This window comes from Paraburkholderia bengalensis (assembly GCF_037126505.1).
Classification (GTDB): domain Bacteria; phylum Pseudomonadota; class Gammaproteobacteria; order Burkholderiales; family Burkholderiaceae; genus Paraburkholderia; species Paraburkholderia bengalensis.
The window spans coordinates 1-408 of the sequence record NZ_JACFYJ010000318.1 but is presented as its reverse complement, the minus strand read 5'-3'; the positions used below and the strand labels follow the sequence as shown (position 1 = coordinate 408).

Genomic DNA, 408 nt, shown 5'->3' with positions numbered 1-408 from the left:
TTGAAGCTGATCCGCAACCGTAAGCAGGTTACGGTGATGGTGAATCTCGGCACATCGACGCAAGGCGACGATGCAAATGCGGACGCTGGAAGGGTTGAGAGCACAGCCGCAAGTGACGGAGGCGCACTCGACCGCCTTGGTCTCACGATGCATGCGCTGACCGATGACGAGCGGCGCACCACGGGCCTGGCTGATGGACTGATGGTGGATGACGTCTCGGGAACAGCGGGCGCTGTCGGCATCAAACCGGGCGATGTCCTGCTGTCGCTCAACGGCACGCTGGTCGCATCCCTGGATCAACTTGCTGCACTTTCGGCCGGTGCCGGCAAGAAGGCCGCACTCCTTATCCAGCGCAATCACGCGCGCAGCTTCGTTACAGTCGACCTCAAATAAATGCGCCAGGAACTG

Annotated in this window: 1 protein-coding gene; it reads left to right on the top strand. The window is 60.8% G+C overall.

From position 1 onward, the window contains the following. Positions 1-393: PDZ domain-containing protein (locus H3V53_RS43470; RefSeq protein WP_336603079.1), on the top strand; the 393-nt coding region annotated here is incomplete at its 5' end. Between the last annotated feature and the right edge of the window lie 15 nt (positions 394-408).